At 53.4% G+C, this 19,685-nt stretch carries 22 protein-coding genes and 4 tRNA genes; all 26 read right to left on the minus strand.

Going from position 1 to position 19,685, the window contains the following annotated elements; genetic code table 11:
* Positions 1 to 18: 18 nt before the first annotated feature.
* A complete protein-coding gene (gene rplA / locus L2W48_RS10470) occupies positions 19 to 726 on the minus strand; it encodes a 50S ribosomal protein L1 (RefSeq protein WP_236099736.1) in 708 nt (235 codons plus the stop codon).
* A gap of 69 nt (positions 727 to 795) precedes the next feature.
* Complete coding sequence (rplK, locus tag L2W48_RS10475) at positions 796 to 1,221, minus strand: 50S ribosomal protein L11 (protein ID WP_005659218.1); 426 nt, start codon at positions 1,219 to 1,221, stop codon at positions 796 to 798.
* 57 nt (positions 1,222 to 1,278) lie between these two features.
* Positions 1,279 to 1,833 (minus strand): transcription termination/antitermination protein NusG, encoded by a 555-nt coding sequence (gene nusG / locus L2W48_RS10480; protein WP_236099735.1) that lies wholly within the window; start codon positions 1,831 to 1,833, stop codon positions 1,279 to 1,281.
* An 89-nt stretch (positions 1,834 to 1,922) separates the two neighbouring features.
* Positions 1,923 to 2,105 carry a preprotein translocase subunit SecE gene (secE, locus tag L2W48_RS10485; RefSeq protein ID WP_005659221.1) on the minus strand — a complete coding sequence of 61 codons (183 nt, stop codon included), beginning with the start codon at positions 2,103 to 2,105 and terminating at the stop codon, positions 1,923 to 1,925.
* Between the two features lie 37 nt (positions 2,106 to 2,142).
* Positions 2,143 to 2,219: transfer RNA gene (locus L2W48_RS10490), tRNA-Trp, on the minus strand.
* A gap of 21 nt (positions 2,220 to 2,240) precedes the next feature.
* Positions 2,241 to 2,390, minus strand: coding sequence for a 50S ribosomal protein L33 (rpmG, locus tag L2W48_RS10495; RefSeq protein ID WP_005659223.1), 150 nt, complete (start codon positions 2,388 to 2,390; stop codon positions 2,241 to 2,243).
* 72 nt (positions 2,391 to 2,462) lie between these two features.
* On the minus strand, positions 2,463 to 3,662 hold the full coding sequence (gene tuf / locus L2W48_RS10500; protein WP_236099734.1) for an elongation factor Tu: 1,200 nt from the start codon (positions 3,660 to 3,662) through the stop codon (positions 2,463 to 2,465).
* Between the two features lie 251 nt (positions 3,663 to 3,913).
* Positions 3,914 to 3,989: transfer RNA gene (locus tag L2W48_RS10505), tRNA-Thr, on the minus strand.
* Positions 3,990 to 4,004: 15 nt separating this feature from the next.
* Positions 4,005 to 4,090: transfer RNA gene (locus L2W48_RS10510), tRNA-Tyr, on the minus strand.
* Positions 4,091 to 4,104: 14 nt separating this feature from the next.
* Positions 4,105 to 4,180: transfer RNA gene (locus L2W48_RS10515), tRNA-Thr, on the minus strand.
* Between the two features lie 39 nt (positions 4,181 to 4,219).
* Complete coding sequence (locus L2W48_RS10520) at positions 4,220 to 5,608, minus strand: TolC family protein (protein WP_236099733.1); 1,389 nt, start codon at positions 5,606 to 5,608, stop codon at positions 4,220 to 4,222.
* Positions 5,609 to 5,634: 26 nt separating this feature from the next.
* Positions 5,635 to 6,993, minus strand: coding sequence for a magnesium transporter (gene mgtE / locus L2W48_RS10525; protein ID WP_236099732.1), 1,359 nt, complete (start codon positions 6,991 to 6,993; stop codon positions 5,635 to 5,637).
* A gap of 181 nt (positions 6,994 to 7,174) precedes the next feature.
* Positions 7,175 to 8,962: a GGDEF domain-containing protein gene (locus L2W48_RS10530; RefSeq protein WP_236099731.1), complete on the minus strand. Its 1,788-nt coding sequence runs from the start codon at positions 8,960 to 8,962 to the stop codon at positions 7,175 to 7,177.
* Between the two features lie 124 nt (positions 8,963 to 9,086).
* Entirely contained in the window at positions 9,087 to 9,479 is a 393-nt protein-coding gene (rpsI, locus tag L2W48_RS10535; protein ID WP_005659233.1) for a 30S ribosomal protein S9, read from the minus strand.
* Positions 9,480 to 9,504: 25 nt separating this feature from the next.
* Positions 9,505 to 9,933, minus strand: a complete 429-nt coding sequence (gene rplM, locus L2W48_RS10540; RefSeq protein WP_236099730.1) for a 50S ribosomal protein L13 — start codon at positions 9,931 to 9,933, stop codon at positions 9,505 to 9,507.
* Positions 9,934 to 10,160: 227 nt separating this feature from the next.
* Entirely contained in the window at positions 10,161 to 11,201 is a 1,041-nt protein-coding gene (locus tag L2W48_RS10545; protein ID WP_236099729.1) for a nicotinate phosphoribosyltransferase, read from the minus strand.
* Positions 11,202 to 11,212: 11 nt separating this feature from the next.
* Entirely contained in the window at positions 11,213 to 11,437 is a 225-nt protein-coding gene (gene secG / locus L2W48_RS10550; protein WP_236099728.1) for a preprotein translocase subunit SecG, read from the minus strand.
* Positions 11,438 to 11,482: 45 nt separating this feature from the next.
* On the minus strand, positions 11,483 to 12,076 hold the full coding sequence (gene rdgB, locus L2W48_RS10555) for an RdgB/HAM1 family non-canonical purine NTP pyrophosphatase (protein ID WP_236099727.1): 594 nt from the start codon (positions 12,074 to 12,076) through the stop codon (positions 11,483 to 11,485).
* Positions 12,063 to 12,836: a ribonuclease PH gene (gene rph / locus L2W48_RS10560; protein WP_268906549.1), complete on the minus strand. Its 774-nt coding sequence runs from the start codon at positions 12,834 to 12,836 to the stop codon at positions 12,063 to 12,065. The genes rdgB and rph overlap by 14 nt, the downstream gene beginning before the upstream one ends.
* 29 nt (positions 12,837 to 12,865) lie before the next feature.
* Positions 12,866 to 13,552 (minus strand): GerMN domain-containing protein, encoded by a 687-nt coding sequence (locus tag L2W48_RS10565; protein ID WP_236099726.1) that lies wholly within the window; start codon positions 13,550 to 13,552, stop codon positions 12,866 to 12,868.
* Between the two features lie 14 nt (positions 13,553 to 13,566).
* Positions 13,567 to 15,096: an N-acetylmuramoyl-L-alanine amidase family protein gene (locus tag L2W48_RS10570; protein ID WP_236099725.1), complete on the minus strand. Its 1,530-nt coding sequence runs from the start codon at positions 15,094 to 15,096 to the stop codon at positions 13,567 to 13,569.
* Positions 15,074 to 16,432, minus strand: a complete 1,359-nt coding sequence (locus tag L2W48_RS10575; RefSeq protein ID WP_236099724.1) for a TldD/PmbA family protein — start codon at positions 16,430 to 16,432, stop codon at positions 15,074 to 15,076. Before L2W48_RS10575 ends, L2W48_RS10570 begins: the two co-directional genes overlap by 23 nt.
* Positions 16,429 to 17,472, minus strand: a complete 1,044-nt coding sequence (locus tag L2W48_RS10580; protein WP_236099723.1) for a threonine aldolase family protein — start codon at positions 17,470 to 17,472, stop codon at positions 16,429 to 16,431. The genes L2W48_RS10575 and L2W48_RS10580 overlap by 4 nt, the downstream gene beginning before the upstream one ends.
* A 101-nt stretch (positions 17,473 to 17,573) precedes the next feature.
* Positions 17,574 to 18,401, minus strand: a complete 828-nt coding sequence (locus L2W48_RS10585; protein WP_236099722.1) for a PHP domain-containing protein — start codon at positions 18,399 to 18,401, stop codon at positions 17,574 to 17,576.
* 5 nt (positions 18,402 to 18,406) lie between these two features.
* Positions 18,407 to 18,931, minus strand: a complete 525-nt coding sequence (locus L2W48_RS10590; protein WP_236099721.1) for a chemotaxis protein CheW — start codon at positions 18,929 to 18,931, stop codon at positions 18,407 to 18,409.
* A 38-nt stretch (positions 18,932 to 18,969) separates the two neighbouring features.
* Positions 18,970 to 19,494, minus strand: a complete 525-nt coding sequence (yfcE, locus tag L2W48_RS10595; RefSeq protein WP_236099720.1) for a phosphodiesterase — start codon at positions 19,492 to 19,494, stop codon at positions 18,970 to 18,972.
* Positions 19,495 to 19,685 lie beyond the last annotated feature (191 nt).

Below are 19,685 nucleotides of genomic sequence, written 5' to 3' on the forward strand. Positions count from 1 at the left end.
CAGTGGGATGTCTAATTTTTAGTCGGAAATCTCCTTCTGTGCAGCGGAGGGATCCACCTTTATGCCGAGCCCCATGGTAGATGTGAGGGAAAAACTCTTGACATAGGTTCCCTTAACCGCAGCCGGTCTGGCCTTAAGTATAGCTCCGTAAAACGACTTGAGGTTGGCAAACAGGTCTTCTTTAGAAAAGCTGGCCTTACCGACGGCGTTATGGACGATTCCGAACTTGTCCACCCTGAACTCTACCTTACCGGCCTTAATTTCCTTGACGGCATTCACGATATCGGTGGTCACTGTTCCGGCCTTGGCACTGGGCATAAGCCCTCTGGGCCCGAGGATCTTACCTAGACGACCGATAAACTTCATAGCGTCCGGTGTGGCGACTACGGACTCAAAATCCAGCCAACCACCCTGGATCTTCTGGACCATGTCCTCTCCACCGACAAAGTCCGCGCCGGCCTCCTTGGCTTCCTCCCCCATCTCCCCGGTAGTGATAACCAGTACCCGCTTGGTCTTGCCGGTACCGTGAGGAAGAGCCACAGTGCTACGCACCTGCTGATCGGCATGGCGGGGATCGACGCCGAGACGAAGATGGACCTCGATGCTCTCGTCGAACTTAGCTTTAGCGTTTTCCTTTACAAGCGCGATCGCTTCTTCCAGGCTGTAAGACCTCTGAAGATCGATCTTCTTTGCCATTTCAGCGTATCTTTTTCCTTGCTTAGACATCGACATATCCTCCTTGTTTGTGGTCGTAGCGGGACAGGTTTTTAGATCCCTGCCACAGGGGAAAACAGGTTAGTCTACGACCTGAATCCCCATAGAACGAGCGGTCCCTGCGATCATACACATAGCGGCATCCACATCATTCGCGTTGAGATCCTGCTTCTTTATCTCGGCAATCTCCTGAAGCTGAGCCTTGGTGATGGTTCCAACCTTGTTCTTGTTGGGTTCACCGGACCCCTTCGCCACTCCCACAAGCTTCTTGATCAGAACGCTTGCAGGCGGTGTCTTGAGCTCGAAGGAGAAACTGCGGTCGGCGTAGACCGTTATGATAGCGGGGATGATCATCCCAGGCTGATCGCTGGTCTTTGCGTTGAACTGCTTGCAGAACTCCATTATGTTGACGCCATGCTGACCAAGGGCAGGACCTACGGGCGGCGCCGGGGTCGCCTTGCCCGCGGGCAACTGCAACTTGATCTGTCCTATGACTTTCTTAGCCATACGATAAAACTCCTCTCGTTGATGGTTGAAGCTGATGTCTCTATCAGCCGATACAGGCTAAAGCTTATCGATCTCGACGTAGTCGATCTCGACAAGTGTGTCTCTTCCAAATACGGAGACGCTGAACTTGACCTTCCCCTTTTCCGGCAGGACCTCGATGATAGGTCCTACCGCTCCCTCGAAGGGCCCCGACTTGACCTTGATGACGTCACCTTTCTTAAGGTTCATCTCGAAGGCGGGACGGTCGTTCTTCTTGGAACCGGAGAGACCGATCTTGCTCATGATATCGTCCACCTCTCTATTGGAGAGGGGAATTGGGTGGTTACCTGAACCTACGAAACCGGTAACTCCGGGGGTATGTCTCACGACATACCAAGGCTGGTCCTCCATGACCATCTCTACGAGAACGTAGCTAGGGAAAAGTTTTTTAGTCACCTTTTTGGACTTACCGTCCTTGACGACCACTTTTTCCTCTACGGGGACCAAGACATCGAAGATTTTATCCTCCATGCCCATTGTGGCGATCCTCTGCTCGAGGTTAGCCTTAACCTTGTTTTCGTATCCCGCATAGGTCTGAACAATATACCATTTTTTTTGATTAGTGGTCGCCATGATAAAAAAAGGGACCCGACATCTTCGGCCCCCTTAAACCTCCCTGTTCTTAGATACTGGAGACTTCCACTGGATCACCATATGGAAGGCTATCCAATAACCCTCGAAAAAATACCGGTCAATGCCATATCGACGATCCCGAGGTAGACAGCTACGAGTAGGGTCACAAATATGACGACCAGGGTGGAATACCAAACCTGCTGCTTACCGGGCCAAGTTACCTTTTTGAGCTCTGCTCTGGCCTCTCGAATAAAACCGAAGACTTTCTGCATGACCCTGGCCTCCAATCGTCATTGATAGTAAAAAAAATGGCAGGCCCGGAAGGACTCGAACCTTCAACCCCCGGATTTGGAGTCCGGTGCTCTGCCAATTCGAGCTACGGACCTGCGCCAAGAAAGTATTCTACACTACTTGGTCTCTTTATGCAAGGTGTGTTTTTTGCAGAACTTACAGTACTTGCTCAGCTCCAGCTTACCGCTCATGTTCTTCTTGTTCACAGAGCTGATGTAGTTCCGCCTTTTGCACTCGGTGCACTGAAGGCCGATCTGATCCGCCATATCTCTCACTCCCTTAAGAGGGGTCGGCCCCCGCCGTCGAGCCAGCAGGGGCGGACCGAACGTTTTATTTTTCTACTCGAGAATCTCGGTGACGACGCCGGCACCTACAGTGTGGCCGCCCTCACGGATAGCAAAGCGAAGACCGGTATCCATGGCGATCGGGTGGATAAGCTCAACCTTAAAGGTGGCGTTGTCTCCGGGCATCACCATCTCCACTCCCTCGGGAAGCTCGATGGCTCCGGTTATGTCGGTGGTACGGAAGTAGAACTGAGGCTTGTAGCCCTTGAAGAACGGCGTATGACGTCCGCCCTCTTCCTTCTTCAAGACGTAGACCTCTGCCTTGAACTTGGTGTGAGGCTTGATCGATCCCGGCTTGGACAGTACCTGGCCGCGCTCGACATCGTCCTTGCCGGTTCCGCGAAGGAGAACTCCTACGTTGTCTCCAGCAAGAGCCTCGTCCAGGATCTTGCGGAACATCTCGAGAGAGGTCGCCACGGTCTTCTGGGTATCCTTGATTCCGACTATCTCAACCTCGTCGCCGGAGTGGATGACTCCCTGCTCTACCCTTCCGGTTACGACGGTTCCGCGACCGGTGATGGTGAAGACGTCCTCTATGGGCATGAGGAAGGGCTTGTCGGTCTCGCGAACGGGATCGGGGAAGTAGTCGTCACAGGCCTGCATGAGCGCCCAGATGTCCTTGCTCCACTCGCTCTCCCTGCCGCCGTCGCTCTCCTCGAGAACCTTCAGGGCGGAACCCCTGACTATCGGCACGTCGTCTCCGGGGAACTCGTATTTATCCAGAAGCTCTCTGATCTCCATCTCGACGAGGTCCAGAAGCTCATCGTCGTCGACCATGTCGACCTTGTTCATGAAGACCACAAGGGCGGGAACGTTCACCTGACGGGCGAGAAGAACGTGCTCCCTCGTCTGAGGCATCGGGCCGTCCGCGGCGGAAACCACCAAAATGGCTCCGTCCATCTGTGCTGCTCCGGTGATCATGTTCTTGATGTAGTCGGCGTGTCCGGGGCAGTCGATGTGAGCGTAGTGACGCTTGTCCGTCTGATACTCGATGTGAGCGATGTTGATCGTTATTCCGCGCTCTCTCTCCTCAGGGGCCTTGTCGATATCCTCGAATTTGGTGAAATCCGAATAGCCTTCAGTCGAAAGCGATTTCGAGATAGCCGCCGTCAAGGTCGTCTTGCCGTGGTCGATGTGACCGATGGTCCCTATGTTCAGATGCGGTTTTGTCCTTTCAAATTTCTCTTTTGCCATGGTAGTAAGACCTCCCCATTTACTTAAGTGCGCCCCTAGAGGGACGTGCTTTATTTTCCATCCAGCATATGAGATTGTACCATACCTTCGAGATTATCCTATACCGTAACGGCCAAAAAATACGGCTTACAGTCGGCCGCAGCCGGTTATGGACAACCCTAATGCGAAAAGATACGATATAACTGACCTTGATGTCAAGGGGGGCAGAAAAAACAAGGGGCTCGGATAAAAATCCGGGCCCCTGGAACCTCTGGAGCCGACTCCCGGACTCGAACCGGGGACCCCATCCTTACCATGGATGTGCTCTACCTACTGAGCTAAGTCGGCATCAAAAAAATTAAATGGTGGTAGCGGGTGGATTCGAACCACCGTAGGCGAAAGCCGGCAGATTTACAGTCTGCTGCCTTTGACCACTCGGCCACACTACCACGTAATTGGTATCTGGAGCCGGCAACCAGACTCGAACTGGTGACCTGCTGATTACAAATCAGCTGCTCTACCAACTGAGCTACGCCGGCCTGCGACAAGAACGTATTATACAGGGAAATGAGATTATGTCAACTCTTCTCTTCTTCCTTGATCTCGTCTTTTTGAGTTTCTTCGGTCTTCAGGACGAAATTCTCCGAAGCCCCCGTGGCGTACTCCAGGTCGGATCTCGCCGTGTAAGTATCGTAGACCGCGTCCACCAGCTGGGTCCTGGCGTTCGACAAAGCCACTCTGGCGTCAAGCACGTCTATATTGGTCCCTACGTTGGCGGTGTAACGTTTGAGGGCCATTCTGTAATCCTCTTCCGCACTGGCCACCTGATCCTGGGCGACCTCTATCCTCTGAAGGGCCGACTCGAGGTTGAGCTTGCCCGAGGATATCTCCAGAACTATCTGTTTCTTGAGATCCTCTATGGAATAGAGAAGCTCCTGCGCCGAGGCCTTAGCCTGGCGCTCCTGAGCGATACTGGCTCCACCGTCGTAAAACTCCCATGTGGCGGAAAGGGTTACCTTCCAATCGTCGTTTCCACCGGGGAAGAAGCTATCGTCCACGTTCTGAAGCTGGCCTTGAAAGGCCACCTGAGGGCCTCTGGAGCCCGCCGCAGCCCTCGCCAGGGAAAGGGCAGCTCTGCGCGAATACTCCAACGAGGCCAATTCGGGCCTATGGACCATGGCGGATGCGACGGGATCCTCCGGAACGGAACGATCCGAAACGAACGTCTCGGGCTCAGGAAGGAGGAAAACATCCCTAAGAGAGGTTCCAACCGCTCTCTCCAAAGCCCTCCACCCAACATCCACGGCGTTCTCCGCCTTTATGACGTTGAGTTTTCCGTCCGAAACGTCCACCTGAACCCTGAGCACCTGATCCTTGGCGACCACACCGTATTTATAGAAAGACTCGACCTGTGAGAGATGTTCCCTGGCCAACTCCAGAGACTCCTGAGCGACGGTCAGTTTGGCCCTGTACCTCTGAAGATCATAGTAGGCTTTTTTGACGCCGTTCTCCACAGACTGGCCTGTTCTAACCGACTGGGCCTCTACGCCGGAAAAGGCCAGCTCCCTGGAGCGCACCGTGTTGGACACGGAACCGCTGCTGTAGAGAAGCCAGTTCAAGGTAAGGGCGGCCTGATAGGCGTTCCGATAACCTGCCATTGCAAAATCCTTATTGGCATAGGGAAGTCCTGTAGCTTTATCGATAAGGGGATATGTCGTAGCATCCTTTGAGAACTGGGCCGCAAGAGACGCCCCCAGATGGGGCAGCTTGGCGGCCTCCGCCTCGTTTATTCTCTGTCTGGCCTGCTCCTCTTTGGCGGAGGAAGCCATGATGGTGGGATTGTTGTCATATGCGAGCTGCAACGCCTGATCCACCGTTAGAATCTCCTGACCCCAAGCTGGAATAGTCACCGCCGCCAGGGCGGCGACCACCAGTCCCAATAATTCGACTCTGTGTTTTAAGGACATACGTTCTATCTCCCTTCGCTCCGGGATCAGGTCTTAAGAACCGCCCGAGCTATCTCAAAATACACCACCAGGCCAAACACGTCCACTATCGTCGTTATGAATGGCCCGGACATTATCGCAGGATCTAGCTTAAGAGCCCTTGCTATAAGTGGAAGCACGGTCCCGGCAAGATTCCCCATCAAGACGACCGCCACGATGGCAAACGTAAGGGTCAGACTGACTCCAAGTCCGGTGCCCAACATCCAGGCCCTAGCAAATCCCAATACCGCCAATGCCCCACCTAGGAGGAGTCCCGACAGCGTCTCTCTAAACAAAATACGCCCTATATCCTTCCAGTCGATGTCCCCAACGGTCATTCCTCTGATCATCAAGGTAGACGCCTGTGTTCCGGCATTTCCTCCCGTTCCTATAAGCAGGGGGATGAAAAAGGTCAGAGAAACCACGCTCTGGATAGTGAAAGAATAGTGTTTCAAGACCGAGGAAGTGAAAGCCTCGGTCATTATGCATATCACCAGCCAGAAGAAACGCTTTCTAACCATGGTGAAGAGGTTGACGTCCAGATAGCTGTCCTCCACCGGCTGTATACCGGCCATCCTCTCGAAGTCCTCAGTGGCCTCCTCCTCCAGAATATCCAGGACGTCGTCGAAGGTCACTATCCCGACCAGACGGTCCTCTTTATCCGTGACCGGTATGGTATGAAGGTCGTATCGGGACATGATCCTGGCCACTTCCTCCTGGTCAGAGGTCGTCAGTGTAAAGACCGGATCGTCGTCCATTATGGCCTCAACCTTGGTATGAGACTCCGCCATGATGAGGTCTTCCAGCTCGATAACTCCCTGGAGATGTCGAGCCTCGTCTATGACGAAACAGGTGTAGATTGTCTCCTTTTTCCTCGCTATGGAGCGAATCCTGGTGACCGCTTCCTCGGCGGTCATATTGCCTTTTAGATCTATGAATTCCGGCGTCATTATCCTGCCCGCAGAATAGTCCGGATAATTGAGTAGCTTGTTGGCCAGCTTCCTCTCCTCCGGTGAGAGCTGAAGCAAAAGTTTTTTGACGGTCTTCGCCGGCAATTCATCCAGAAGTTCCGTCCTGTCGTCGTCGGACATCTCCTCTATGATCTCCGCCACCTCTTTATCCGTGACGTGTTCTATCAGCCTCTGCTGCTCGTCAGACCCCATGAGCTCGAAGACCTCTATGGCCTGGTCTTTCGATAAAAGTCTAAAATAAAACACCATTCGAGCAGGAGACAGATCCTCCAGCCCTTCGGCAATATCGGCCGGCTCCATGGACGACAGTTCTTCCTTAGCCTTAAGGAAGGCACGTTCCTCCAGGAACGACTCTATGAGAGGAAAGTCCTCTTCGAATCGGTTCTTTCCGGTCATTACGATCGCCTCCTCCGAGACGTCTATCAGGACGTCGATCCCAAAGGCGGCGATCCGACATCAGGGACGTCTCTTGTTATATATGTGAATCCGTTTCGACGGTGGTCCTAAAGGGACCGCTCCCTGATCCATGGTCATCCCCTTCCTCGTAACTGCGTTCGATTTTAAAAACGTACCTAGCCTATGATAACCCTCGGTCTTTTCTACGGTCAACATCGCTGCATATTCGATCTCTTCTGTCTTTAGCCTCGTAAAGCAGACCGTCCACCCTGTTTAATAGGCTCTCTATCGTGTCACCGGCGGAAAAGGAGGTAACCCCCATGCTGACGGTTATGCTTACTCCGTCAAAATCGGTTTCAGAGACCTTTTTCCAGAAAGCGAGCCCTTCCTCTACAGCCTCTTCGATATCCATCTCGGGCAAAAGGATGATGAATTCGTCTCCTCCGTAACGCCCCTCGAAACCGACTCCGCGACGATCTTTCATCAGTTCCCCGATCTTGGAGAGTGCTTTGTCGCCGAAAAGATGGCCCATGACATCGTTGACTTCCTTGAACTTATCGAGATCGAAAAGGATGATCCCGAAGGTTCCTCCGTCCTCGTAACATCTCGCTATCTCCCGAGCCAGAAGATCCATTATCCTACGACGGTTAAAAATCCCGGTAAGCTCGTCCACGTTGGCCTGGACGAAGAGGGCCTCGTTGGCCCCTCTTAACTTCTCTTCCGTTTTTTTTCTAAGCTCCAACTCTCGGCCCAATCTCAGCGATCCCTCTTTGAGATCATCGATATTCCTCTTGAGACGTCGGACCATTTTATTGACACTTTTCTCCAGTCGCCTAAGCTCCACCATGGCGCCGGTCTCTATCCTGTGATCGAGGTCTCCCGAAGCGATAATCTCCAGATCCTCCAGTATAACGTTCACCTGACAGAAAAGATATCTGTAGAGAGCGAAGACCCCTAAAACTGATATGGAGAAGGCCACTATGACCGACGCCACGCATTCCCTGAGCTTGAGCGCTATGTCCCTATGCAAAGACTCCATAGACGAAACCATGAAAAGCACCATATTGAGATTCTTTCCCGAGGCTGAAGCCTTGTTATTGAAATCAACATAGGTGAATCTAAGAAGGAGATCGTCGGGACTCTTTATCTCTATGTCGCTTTCGCTTCTGAAGACCGAGGATATCGTATTTCGGATCAACTCCGAGTCCAGCCCCATTTGATCCAGTTGTACATCGACATCAAGTTTCTCCGCTCCCAAAAAGCTAAAGGATCTATTGATGAAAGCCACGAATTTCAGGTCGGGATCCTTCTCGGAAGCCCTTTTCAACACGGCCTCGAACGAAAATGTATCGTCTCCAAGCTCGTAGCTTCTCTCTCCTGCGACACCTAAATCCAAAAGATACCTGCCATCGGAAGTAGGATAGTATCCATATTTGAAGACCTGCTCGGGAGAGCTCAACTTACGGCTCCATGGATCGACCCTAGGTTCCTTCATCTCGAACATAACCATGATCTGTTTATAGAAGGGCGGCCAGTTCTTGAAATCCAGACCTACGGTAGCTCCTCCGATCCCCTTGATCATGACTCCATCTCTATCTATAAGCCCCAGACTTATGGAGGAGATGGGACGTCCCAAAACATAGGAAACGGCTTCCCTTACCTCCTGGAGATCCAGTTTTTCCGGGTCCATACCGGAGGAAACGTAGTGTTCACCGTACTTACGAAGAGCCATCCTTATGGAGCCGTCTACCACCTGATCTTTTAGAAACAGGCCGCTGCTGACGAGCCTAGCCTGTTCTATCAGATTTTTTTCCTGAACATCGCATACGAAGTCGAATCGCTCCCGTCTGTACCTGCTGTATTCAACGTAAGACCTGCCGAAATAAAGCACTACCGCAACGAGAGACAAGAATGTCGCGACCAGGAAGAGACGAAACAGGAAAGAGCCTTTACGTCTATCGTATTTCATGCCCTCTCCCCTTCCATAATCGTATGAATCTATACCGATCAAGTTTATCACTACACCGAAGGGAAGCTCAAGACAAAAAAAAGGAGCCGATGAAAATCGGCTCCACAGAGATCTGATTTGTAATTTAACGCTTGGAGAACTGGTACTTCGCGCGGGCACCCTTCTGGCCGTACTTTTTACGCTCGACCATACGGGAGTCCCTGCAGAGCATACCGGCCTTCTTGAGTATAGGCCTGAGCTCGGGGTTCATCTTTATGAGGGCTCTCGCAATTCCGAGCCTCACAGCTCCGGCCTGACCGGTCAACCCGCCGCCGTGAGCGTTAACGAAAACATCCACTTTCCCCTCGATACCCGCCGTCTTGAGGGGTTCAAGGGCCTGAGCCATCCAACAGAGCCTGGGGAAGTACTCTTCCACCTCTCTGTCGTTTATCCTGACGGTTCCCTCGCCGGAAGCGATACGAACCCTAGCGATGGCGTTCTTACGCCTACCGGTTCCCCAGGTGAATGAAGTCTGCATATTCAATCTCCCTCCATATCACAAACTAAACTTCCATCTCCGCGGGCTTCTGAGCCGCGTGGGGATGATTGGGTCCGGCATACACCTTGAGCTTGCGGCTCAACTGAAGCTTGTTCCTCGGGACCATGCCCTTGACCACTTTCTCGATCAGGCGCTCCGGATGCTTCGCAAGAATCTCGCCGTAGGTGGTCTCCTTGAGACCGCCGGGATAACCGGAATGGCGATAGACTTTTTTATCGACCTTACGTCCTGTAAGTTTTACCTTTTCAGCGTTTACGACTATCACGAAATCGCCGGTGTCGACGTGAGGCGTATAGGTGGGCTTGTGCTTGCCCATGAGAACCATGGCTATTTGGGCGGCAAGACGTCCGAGAGGTTTATCGGTGGCGTCTACGACGTACCAGCCACGCTGGAAGGCGCCCTTTTTTGCCATGAAGGTGCGGTGGTCGCTCATTACCAACACTCTCCTTATAGTTGTAGATATCCTGTTTATCTTATCGAATTTTATGTTCCGTCATTCCTCTTCCGAGAGAATCGCTCAGGGTTCTGGGGAACCACATCGATAACGGGTCGATGGTCTATCTCAGGGGGGCTGTGGCGGCCCTATCGTTACCCGGCCTCGAAGGCGCTCTTTCGGAGGGAAAATTTAATCTATAAAATTACCCCTTTGAGTTCTGAAGCTTATAGAACTCTCTTGAGTCTTGGGTTATCCATTATACCAGGAAGTCGGCCTCTCTTGGCGATAGGGACCCCGTCTACCTCTTTGATGTCCATTGTCATATCCATAGGAGAGGGATTGGAGATATAGCTCCCCACCCCGAAAGAGTCCACCCCCGCCTGGGAGAGAACCCTTATTCTATCCGGATTAAGTCCACCGGAGGCAACGATGGAGACCTCGGGAAATCCCGCCTTGTCCAGCCTCCATCTGAGCTCTTTTACTAGCTCAGGAGTGACTCCGCCTCTCTCTCCAGGGGTATCCAGACGAACACCGGAAAGGCGCCCTTCCAGGGCCTTAGCGACCCTCAGAGCTTCCTCTGTCTCGTCCTTAAAGGTATCGACTAAAACGAGCCTCGGCTCCTCGGAAGAAAGGGTTCCATCATATAGCTTCGCCAACTTTACGGTATCCCCCGCTATGAGTATGGCAGCATGGGGAACGGTTCCGGAGGGCTCCATACCGGCCAGTTTAGCTCCCAGTATGCAGCTGGCTGCCTTACAGCCCCCTACCGTGACCGCGACCTTCTCCATTACCGGAGCAACTGCCGGGTGAACATGCCTGGCTCCAAAACAGAGTACCGGTTTTCCCTCGGCAGCATCGACGCATTCCCTGGCTGCGGTCGCCCAGGCGGTGGAGCTGGCCAACATTCCGAGGTAGACCGTCTCCAACATCCCGAAAGAACCATAGGAACCGTGAACCCTAACGAGAACCTCCCTAGAATCGAAGGCATCCCCCTCTTCCAGAGCGTAGATCTCCAGGTTCTGCCCCTCCAGAAGCCGCAGCATCTCCGAAAGCCCGGCGAAGATACCGGGTTTTCTGGTAAAGATCTCCGCGACAACCGGAGTCTCCAACATTCCTCCGGCCGCAAGGACATCTCTGGTTTTGACGAAGTAGATGTCAGTGGTCTCTCCCTTTAGTATCTCCTCGTGGGTCGCGCTGGCCAATCTATCCCTGTTCACGGAAAGACCGGCTACGTCCCGGAGCCGGGATATGCCCCGATCGCCCATATCCCGGGGACCTAGAGTATAACCAAAGCGACCGAGGTCACCATGAAGAGAGTGGTGACGACCACGGTGATTTTAGTTAATCCGGTGAAACGTTGCCACTGGTTGGGCCCCATGTCGGCCTGACTGCCGCCTCCAAAGATCCCGCCAAATCCGCCCTGTTTCCTGTGCTGCATCAAAACGACCGCCATAAGCACAAGGCAGAGTAATATGTGGACGATAGCCAATGTGGTTTTCATCCTCTGCACCTCCCGATAGGTTGAAAATCCCAGGTCATAGCCGGGTTATTGTACCATATTTTCGGCCGAAGCAAGCCACTTTAAAAAACTCGCACTCGCTTTCGCTCTATGAGATATGCGAGCCTTTATCGACGGGTCCAGCTCGCCGAAGGTCATATCGTAGCCTTCCGGCACGAATATGGGATCGTAGCCGAAACCGTTGGCCCCCCGGGGCTCCTGAGCTACGGTGCCATAACAGTGCCCCTCCACCGACCATAGTTTCCCGTCGGGGAAGGCCAAGACTAGAGCAGCGGTATATCTAGCACCTCTGTTGGATTTGCCCTGAAGGGACTCCAAGAGCCAGTTACGACAGCCTTCGTCGTCCGAGGCTACCCTGGCGGAATATATGCCCGGTCTACCGTCGAGGGCATTCACCTCTATGCCACTATCGTCGGCAAGAGCGGGAAATCCGGTTTCCTCAGCCCACGATCTGGCCTTCAACGAGGCGTTCTCAAGAAAGGAAGTGCCGGTCTCCTCGACGTCAAGCGACGAGATGTCCCTACCGAAAATCAGATCGACTCCGAGAGGAGCCAGAAGATCCCGAAACTCCTCGAACTTATTTCTGTTACCACTGGCTATTACCATCTTACGAAGACGCAATCGCTTCCATCTCCTCTCCGTCCATCTCCAGGGCCCTCTCCTGAAGGGCTATCAGTTCTTCCACCGACTTAGAAGCCAGGTCCAGCATGCCGTTCATCTCATCCCGAGAAAAGGTATCCTTCTCGCCTGTGCCCTGTATTTCTATAAGACGTCCTAGACCGTCCATAACGACGTTCATATCGACCTCTGCACGGCTGTCCTCGTCGTAACACAGATCGGTCAGGAGTTTTCCGGAGATCTTTCCTACGCTTACGGCAGCCACGTAGGATCTGAGAGGAATCGACTTTAACTTGTCGATTCTCCACAGATGACGCAGAGCGTCAACCAAGGCCACGAACCCCCCGGTGACTGCGGCGGATCTCGTTCCTCCGTCGGCCTGGAGGACGTCGCAATCTATCCAGATAGTCCTCTCTCCCAGCGACTCCATATCTACGGCAGCCCTCAGGGACCGGCCCACCAGTCTCTGAATCTCGCTGCTTCTGCCGTTCAACCTTCCCCTGGAGATATCCCTTGACACCCGAGTCGAGGTCGATCTGGGCAGCAAAGAGTATTCCGCTGTGACCCATCCCCTATCGGACCCTCTCAGGAAAGGGGGGACCTTTTCCTCGACCGAAGCGGTACACAGCACCTTTGTCTTTCCGAAAGAGACCAGGCAGGACCCCTCGGCGTAACAGGAAAAATCTCTCTGGAAGGAGACCTCCCTCATATCGTAGCCGGATCTTCCGTCCGCCCTGCTTTCCAAAACGCAGTTTTTCGCCATTCTCAAAGCCTCTCGATCACGTTATGAAATCAACCCTTCCGTCTGAGCTCCCATGGCATAGACAATGGGACCTCTCCAGCGGATTTCTCGATCTTACCCTCAACCATGAACTGAACTCTCGTAACAGGCATGAAGTTCTCTACCACCGAACGGACTATGCCGGTCATGAGCAGGTTTCCCTCAGAGGCGGACATCTTGGAAAGAGTTATCTCAAATGGGTCATTAAAATCCATGAAAAGCGTCTCTCCATCTCTAAAGACGTGAAGCAACCCCACGTCCGAGGCCAACACCTTTTTCTCGACCAGTCCATCCAGAAGGGCATTTACGACCTTAGACAGGTCGTCCTCCATGAGCCCAGACACTATTTTGACCTCTCTTTTGGCCAACCCGCCCTTGCCGTCCGGTACATATATGGGAAAAGCCACGTGACGTCCCATATCGACCAGGGTCTGGATACCATCTCCGGAAGAGGAATCCAGCAGCTGCTCCGCCTGTTCCTTGGAGGCCACCACATCGGGCTGGCCTCCCATTCCCCGGCCGTCAAGATAGTTCAAGAGCCACCCCGAGGAAAGATAGCCCAGGCAGAAGAAAATAGAGGCAACGGCCCCCCAGGCTATAAGACGGACTACCCATTTTACGATTCCACCGGAGCTTTCCCGGTCCCTGTCCAGTCGACTCCTTCGGTTAGAGCGGCGAACTCTATCGTCGTCTCTCATAAAACCGACTCCTTTCATTTCAGATATGCCGCTATTCCCTTGGCCAGAGCCTTGGCCAACTTTTCCTGATAGGAGGGATTGGCCAAAAGCCTGGCTTCCGATTTTTCCGATATAAATCCAGTTTCGACCAACACGGCAGGCATAGCCGCACCTCTGAGAACGTAAAAAGGAGCCTGAGCTACCCGTCTCATAGGCAATCCCCCGCCTTTCCCCGAAGCGAAAAGAGCCTCGGCGAAGCTGGTGCTCTCCTGAATCTTGTTGTTCTGCTGCATATCGCCGAGAATGCTCAGCAAAATGTCGGTCTTGTCCCCTCCGTTACCGTTGGATCCGTTGACGATCTCCGCATTTTCTATCTTTGCCAGGGCCATTGCGTCTTTATCGGTGGGCAGGGCCATGATATATATCTCTACCCCCTTGGCATGGCGGCCCTTAGGCAGAGCGTTCAGATGCACGCTGACGAAGGCATCGGCGTCCCATCGGTTCGCAAGGGTGGTCCTGGTATTGAGCTTCAGGTATCTGTCGTCATCCCTTGTCAGCCTGGCATCCATTCCCAATGCCCTGACGTGAGAGGCCAGCCTCTTCGCTATCTGAAGGGCAACGATCTTTTCCCTGTATCCGTTTGCTACTGCGCCTGGATCCTTCCCTCCGTGCCCCGCATCGATGACCACCAAGGGTTTCCCCTTACGGGGCGGCTTTTTATGGGAAATCGGAGCCGGTTTCGGACCGGCCTGAACCGGCTTCTCCGGTGTCACTGAGGAGGAGGGGCGCATGAAATCGACAACCAAACGCTTGGGAGACTCCAGCTCGAAGGACTTGCTGATCCATCCGGAGGCCACGGCAGACAGACGCCATCGCCCTCCGAAGCTGACGGTTTTCACCGATATTGAAGAGTCGGGAGGAACGGTCGATAGCCTGCCGTCGGTCTCGATTTCAACCCCTCCGGAAACGTTTCGATAGTTGAGTTTCCCAGAGTACTCCAAGACCATCCTGACCCGATCCTCGTGGTTACCCCATCTCACGGAGATGTTTCCCGCGGTGCCAACGACTTTATCGGACGGACTAGGCTCAGGTAGGACTGGTTTTATCGCCACAGGCCGAGGCTCCTCCTCGGACGGAGCGGGGCCGCCGTCTCCGACGCCGTTCCATTTAAGCCGTGCCTTCTCGCCGGATTTTATCAGGAGCTTTTCCATCACCAAAAGAGCCGACTCTGAATCCATCCACCATCTCTGGTCAGCCAGGAAGGCCTTTCGACGAAGCGGAATTATCTCGTATCCGAGCCATACGGCGGCGGCGTTCGGAACCACCTGAATGCTGGCCGAACCCTTTCTAATGAGCAAACCGTCGTTTAGGGTCTTAGGATAGCAACCCAGTTGGCGAGCCATCTCTCCTATGGATACAAACACGTCATTCCCCTGCTCTCTGACGGGGATATCCCCTACGGGATTTCCGTTTTCGGAGAGAAGCCACCCGGCCCAGGCACTTCCAGCCAAAAGAAAGACGCACAGGGCCGTGATCAGTATTTTAGGACCCGGCCAACGTAACATCTCTGACCACCAGAGAAGGAGAACCTACATCTCCGAAAAAGGTGAGATCCCTACCTACCGAGGAAACCTTCATCAAGAGATCGATCAGATTGCCCGCTACAGTTACTCCCGAGACGGGCCCCTGCAGCCCCCCCGACTCTATGGCGGTGCCCTTTGCTCCGAGGGAGAACTCCCCCGTCACGGAGTTGACGGTATGAAGTCCCATGAAATCGGAAACATAAAGCCCTTTCGAGACCAGGGGAATCAAGGAGGAGGGGGAGGAAAGGTCCGGCTCCAGATACATGTTCGATAAATCCACGTCCGGAACGGTAGCCACCCCTCGGAAACCGTTCCCCGTAGAGGAAACTCCCGCTTTCTTGGCGTATTCCAAGCTGTAGAGAAAAGACTCCAACCGTCCCTCTCTCAAAAGAGAGGTTTTCCCGCAGGGGACACCCTCTCCATCCGCCGCGGACGATCCTATACCTCTGACCAGTCTTCCGTCGTCCACCAGATTGAGACAAGAGGCTCCCACCTTAGATCCAAGTCGACCTCTCAAGAGAGAGCGGTTCTTCTGTATCGACGACGCGAAAAACATATCCGAAATGGCATATAGGAGGGAGGAGGCTGCATCGGGAGACAGAACGAGATCGTATGCCCCCGTCGTAAGAGGTTTTCCTCCGAGAGTACGAACCGATTCAACGACGGCACGATCGGCTATATGAAGGTGATCCAGATCCTCAAGATATCTCCTCTCGTCTCCGAAACCACCCATCTCCATGGAATCTCCGTCCTCCGTAACGAGGGACATACCGGCGGACACGATGGTTCCCCTGTGCCACCTAGAGACACCGAAGGAGTTAGCGTAAAAGGATTCGCCGTATCCATCGCTCCACGACGAACTACGGATCGACAGGATCCTTCCGTCGGCATCGGAAGCCCTATTATGCATCTCCAGACATCTCTGAAGACGATCATCCCTGGCAAGTGAGGGGATTTCATCGTCCCATAGATCCAGATCGGACTCGTCAGAATCAGGCTGTTTCCTGGACATATCCACCGAATCGTTGGGCTCTCCCAGAGAGCAGTTGGATAAAGCCCACGAGACCATCTGGGATATACCGTCGGGATCGAGAGAGTTTACGCTGGCAAGACCCTGGGCACCTCTCGAATCCACCACCCTGAGGCCTATGCCCCCGGACTGGGAACTTCTGACATTCTCCACATTCCCATCCCTGAGAGAGACGGAACGGGAGACCGAATCGCCGTAGACCACGTCCGCCATGGCTGCTCCACCTTCGATGGACCTCTCGACGACGGAAAAAACTATCCTCTCTACCTCTTCCCTCTTCAGGCTCAAGAGTTATTAACCTCCTCCAGAACTACCTCCACACCACGGCGGAGATCCTTTTCGTCCATGTCGAGATGGGTGACCAGCCTTATGCGTCTGGGCTCCATAGCGTTGAGGAGGACGCCTTTATCGAGACATCTTCGGGAAAGTTCTTCGCTATCCGGGCCGGATTCGGGGAGATGGAAATATATCATGTTGGTCGCTCTGGTTCCCTCCGGCACGGACTCCACTATAAGATCGGCGGAAGAGAGAAGACCCTCCGCTATCGAGGCATTCTCGTGATCCTTTACGAGACGATCGACGTTTTTCTTTAACGCATAGATCCCGGCGGCGGCCATGAAACCAGCCTGTCGAAGCTCTCCGCCCACCATCTTTCTGGCGAACTTGGCCCTCGAGATAAACTCCTCCGATCCGCAAAGCAGAGCGCCCATAGGGGCTCCCAAACCCTTGGAAAGACAGAACTGAACCGAATCAACCGACGCAGTATACTCCTTCACGTCCACGTCCCACGCCGCTGCTGCGTTGAAGATTCTCGCTCCATCGAGATGAACTGCGAGTCCCATATCACGGCCCATCTCGACGGTCTTCTGAAACTCTACTGGTGAAACCGCAAGACCGCCTCTATCGTTATGGGTGTTCTCCAGACACAGAAGGGACGGCTGGGCAAAATGGACGTTTCTGATCGGACAGGCGTCTTTGACGCTCTCCGGAGAGGGAACTCCGGTTTCGTCGTCCAACACGTAGGGCAACACCCCGGTTATGGCGGAAAAACCGCCGCCTTCGTACCTGTAAATATGGGCCTTGTCTCCTACTAGGATAGCCTCTCCCCTCCTACAATGGGTTAAGGTGGACACAATATTTCCCATTATCCCGGAGGACACGAATAAAGCTGCCTCCTGTCCTACGAGTTCCGCAGCCAAAGACTCCAATTCGTTGACCGACGGATCGTCGTCGTACCCGGCATCTCCGACCGACGCCTCGAAGATGACTTTTCGCATCTCATCGCCAGGACAGGTTACCGTATCGCTTCTAAAATCGACGATTTTCATCTGTGATCCTCCCTCTAGGACATTATCTCTCGGTCCCCTATGATAGCATAGAGAAAGGGGAAGGCGACGGCCCTCCCCTTTTTATACAGCCGAGAACTGATTTAAAGCGAGATTCCGAGACGTGCCCAAGGAAGAAAATCTTCGGCCACGGGAACGCCCATGGAGACGCCTACTCGATTGGAACCGTGAAAATCGGAACCAGCGGTACAGTGCAATTCAAGCTCGGAGGCCAACCTCATATAGTTGAATATCTGCTCCGAATTATGATGTCTGGATATACACTCGAGCCCCCACAGCCCCAGTGCCTTCAGCTCCTTCAATATAGACCTCAGCTCTACCGGATCCTGGGAGGTCTGTATCGGATGGGCCAGACAAGCCACTCCGCCGGCCTTTTTTATCAAGGAGATACACATCTCGGGAGAAAGCCTCTTCCGGGAAACGTAACCGGGCATCCCCCTTTTGAGATAACGTTGAAAACACTCGGAGATGGAAGACGCATAGCCCTTTTTCATCATTGCCTTAGCCACATGAGGCCTCGTGACGACGTTACCGTGAGTCTCGGAAAGGACATCGTCCAACGTAAGCTCCACTCCGACGTCGCGAAGCCTGTCGATGATCTCCAGATTGCGCCTCTCCCTGTGATCCCTCAGGTCCTGCAATACCTCCACCAGCTCGGGAAAAGCTAGGTCGAAACCATATCCCAAGATATGCATGGTAGTCGGATAATCGGCAGACAGCTCCACCCCGGAGAGCGATTTTACCCCCAGCCTACGACATTCCCTCGTGAAAACGGGGACCCCATCGACTGTATCGTGATCCGTAAGACTTACAACCGAAATGCCGGATCTATGTGCCAGTTTAGCCAGCTTATCCGGAGGGACCGTCCCATCCGAACAGCTACTATGGGTGTGAAGGTCGACGAGGATCATAAAATCTATTCCTTGCCTTCGTCCTCTACAAGTCCCTCAATCTGGAAAAGAGCGGGAAGATCCAGAAGAACTATCAGACGACCGTCCTCCATCTTTGCGACTCCCCTCATGAACTCCTGATCCACAGCGGAATCGAGATCGGAAACCTGCTCGATCTGAGACTCGTAAATCGTGTTGACCTCTTTGACGTCGTCCACCAATATGCCGAACAAAACGTCCGAGTATTCGACCACTATTATCCTGGACTCGGAGGTCTCCTCGTTGGAGCCTTCCCCGATGCGCATGGATATATCCAAGACCGGCACGATGGTCCCTCTTAGGTTGATAACTCCCTTGATATGAGACGGAGCGTTGGGAACCCTGGTGACGATGGGAGGGACCCTGACGATCTCCCTGATATCCTGGACATCCAGACCGAAATTCTCCTCGTTCAATCCAAAGACCAGGATTATCTTTTCCTCTCCTTTATTGATACCCTCTGCGTACATATCCGCTTCGTTGATCTTCTGCTTCTCCTGAGTTGGGCTCATTTAACAGGACCTCCTCTGACAACCTATATAGATCCATATTACCATCTTTCCCTGTATAGCTGTAAACCCTCCAGAGTGACGATCTCTATATCGTCCTCGCTCACTATCGCAAAGCTTGCCGGATCCCTCCCTCTCGGGGCACTAGCCGATCCGGGGTTCAGGTAGACTATGCCGTCCTCCCTGACCAAAGAGGCAACGTGAGTATGCCCCGTCACCACCATCGAAGGTCGACACCTCCTGGAGAGATCTCTCAGCTCGGAAAATCGATGTCCGTGTCCCATGAGGATAAATCGATCCTTCCAAAACAGGGAGACATAAGGAGACGAAATCGGCCACGCCAGAAGATTCTGATCGCAATCCCTGTCACAGTTTCCGCGAGAGATCATGACGGGAACCTGAGAAAGGCTCATCTCCTCCGCGAGATGGCGACTGGCCAAAGTCTCGGGATGGGTGAGGATATCGCCGCAATGCAACACCAACTCCACCTTGCCCCAAAGAGAGGAGGCTTTCTGCCAGGAGTGAAGATCACCGTGGGTATCCGATATTATGCCTATCTTGGCCATCTGTATCCACCTCCTTATCCGCTTTATTCTAACGGAAGAAAGCCCATCTAGGAAGCGTGATAACGCGACCAGCCCCGACCATCGGAAGATGATCGGGGCTGGTAGTTGAAAAAAAGGAAAAGACTCTTGGCAGCGACCTACTCTCCCACGAAGCGAATCGCAGTACCATCGGCGCTGGAGGGCTTAACTGC

It is taken from the genome of Dethiosulfovibrio russensis (assembly GCF_021568855.1).
In the GTDB taxonomy this organism is placed as follows: Bacteria; Synergistota; Synergistia; order Synergistales; family Dethiosulfovibrionaceae; genus Dethiosulfovibrio; species Dethiosulfovibrio russensis.

What these genes read in the sequence shown, in the direction of transcription:
- rplK (WP_005659218.1), bottom strand. Translation starts at nt 1,221, where the DNA reads ATGGCTAAGAAAGTCATAGGACAGATCAAGTTGCAGTTGCCCGCGGGC.
- L2W48_RS10585 (WP_236099722.1), bottom strand. Translation starts at nt 18,401, where the DNA reads ATGATCCTCGTCGACCTTCACACCCATAGTAGCTGTTCGGATGGGACG.
- L2W48_RS10565 (WP_236099726.1), bottom strand. Translation starts at nt 13,552, where the DNA reads ATGAGAGACGACGATAGAGTTCGCCGCTCTAACCGAAGGAGTCGACTG.
- secE (WP_005659221.1), bottom strand. Translation starts at nt 2,105, where the DNA reads ATGCAGAAAGTCTTCGGTTTTATTCGAGAGGCCAGAGCAGAGCTCAAA.
- L2W48_RS10530 (WP_236099731.1), bottom strand. Translation starts at nt 8,962, where the DNA reads ATGAAATACGATAGACGTAAAGGCTCTTTCCTGTTTCGTCTCTTCCTG.
- yfcE (WP_236099720.1), bottom strand. Translation starts at nt 19,494, where the DNA reads ATGGCCAAGATAGGCATAATATCGGATACCCACGGTGATCTTCACTCC.
- L2W48_RS10580 (WP_236099723.1), bottom strand. Translation starts at nt 17,472, where the DNA reads ATGAAAATCGTCGATTTTAGAAGCGATACGGTAACCTGTCCTGGCGAT.
- tuf (WP_236099734.1), bottom strand. Translation starts at nt 3,662, where the DNA reads ATGGCAAAAGAGAAATTTGAAAGGACAAAACCGCATCTGAACATAGGG.
- L2W48_RS10570 (WP_236099725.1), bottom strand. Translation starts at nt 15,096, where the DNA reads ATGTTACGTTGGCCGGGTCCTAAAATACTGATCACGGCCCTGTGCGTC.
- rpsI (WP_005659233.1), bottom strand. Translation starts at nt 9,479, where the DNA reads ATGCAGACTTCATTCACCTGGGGAACCGGTAGGCGTAAGAACGCCATC.
- rplM (WP_236099730.1), bottom strand. Translation starts at nt 9,933, where the DNA reads ATGAGCGACCACCGCACCTTCATGGCAAAAAAGGGCGCCTTCCAGCGT.
- mgtE (WP_236099732.1), bottom strand. Translation starts at nt 6,993, where the DNA reads ATGACCGGAAAGAACCGATTCGAAGAGGACTTTCCTCTCATAGAGTCG.
- L2W48_RS10545 (WP_236099729.1), bottom strand. Translation starts at nt 11,201, where the DNA reads ATGGGCGATCGGGGCATATCCCGGCTCCGGGACGTAGCCGGTCTTTCC.
- rplA (WP_236099736.1), bottom strand. Translation starts at nt 726, where the DNA reads ATGTCTAAGCAAGGAAAAAGATACGCTGAAATGGCAAAGAAGATCGAT.
- rph (WP_268906549.1), bottom strand. Translation starts at nt 12,836, where the DNA reads ATGGCGAAAAACTGCGTTTTGGAAAGCAGGGCGGACGGAAGATCCGGC.
- rpmG (WP_005659223.1), bottom strand. Translation starts at nt 2,390, where the DNA reads ATGGCGGATCAGATCGGCCTTCAGTGCACCGAGTGCAAAAGGCGGAAC.
- L2W48_RS10590 (WP_236099721.1), bottom strand. Translation starts at nt 18,931, where the DNA reads ATGAGCCCAACTCAGGAGAAGCAGAAGATCAACGAAGCGGATATGTAC.
- nusG (WP_236099735.1), bottom strand. Translation starts at nt 1,833, where the DNA reads ATGGCGACCACTAATCAAAAAAAATGGTATATTGTTCAGACCTATGCG.
- secG (WP_236099728.1), bottom strand. Translation starts at nt 11,437, where the DNA reads ATGAAAACCACATTGGCTATCGTCCACATATTACTCTGCCTTGTGCTT.
- L2W48_RS10520 (WP_236099733.1), bottom strand. Translation starts at nt 5,608, where the DNA reads ATGTCCTTAAAACACAGAGTCGAATTATTGGGACTGGTGGTCGCCGCC.